This is a genomic window from Oleiphilus sp. HI0123, from assembly GCF_001635315.1.
Map to the genome: position 1 here is coordinate 1 of NZ_LWGE01000313.1, position 719 is coordinate 719.

Annotated in this window: 2 protein-coding genes; both read right to left on the reverse strand. The window is 43.4% G+C overall.

Going from position 1 to position 719, the window contains the following annotated elements:
* Positions 1–95: 95 nt before the first annotated feature.
* Complete coding sequence (locus A3761_RS03000) at positions 96–410, reverse strand: DUF3301 domain-containing protein (protein ID WP_068512050.1); 315 nt, start codon at positions 408–410, stop codon at positions 96–98.
* A 39-nt stretch (positions 411–449) separates the two neighbouring features.
* A partial coding sequence (locus A3761_RS03005; protein ID WP_156491543.1) for a GGDEF domain-containing protein occupies positions 450–719 on the reverse strand: 270 nt, incomplete at its 5' end.

A 719-nucleotide genomic window follows, 5' to 3' on the forward strand; every position in this document is an offset into this window, starting at 1 on the left:
GAATTAAAAACACCTGCCAATTTGTGAATAGCTTCTTTTTGTCGATATATAGAGTATAGGTGCTCGATACAAATTAACCACTTCCAATAATAAAACTATTCCACTCGATGTGGTGCCAATTTGACCCCTTGAACACGTGCTCCGGCCATCTTCACACTACCTTTATAACGATCTTCTCCTGTAGAACTGAACTCAAAACCATATTCACGAATAATCTGTAAGCGCCCAGCATTCCCTCTCTTGAGCTTCAATGAGCGCAAAACGACTGTCTGGTCAAGAATACTTAAGTCCAATTCACGACAATGCTTCGCCGCGGCTCTTAGAGCAATATCTTTTAACTCTCTTGCTTTAAGCCAATACCAAACAATCAGGCAGACAAGCAACGTCAGAACCAATGATCTTAAAGACAATATAACCTCCGCATTCGAAACTCTACTCGCGCCTTGGGTTTAGGCTTCATACAAGCATACCTGATTCCGTCCCTGCTTCTTGGCTTGATACAGTGCCAAGTCAGCATTTTGATAAATTTGCCAAGCAGTTTCTGTCTTAGCTGTCGCGAATGCAATACCGAATGAGGCTGTCAAACTTATCCGTTGCCCCTGCCAAAAGCAGTCTGTACTTTCAATCGTGGCACGAATTCTTTCTGCCAATATATGCGCTTCATCTTTACTTTCGCCACAGACAATAATACTCATCTCTTCTCCGCCAACGCGCGCGGC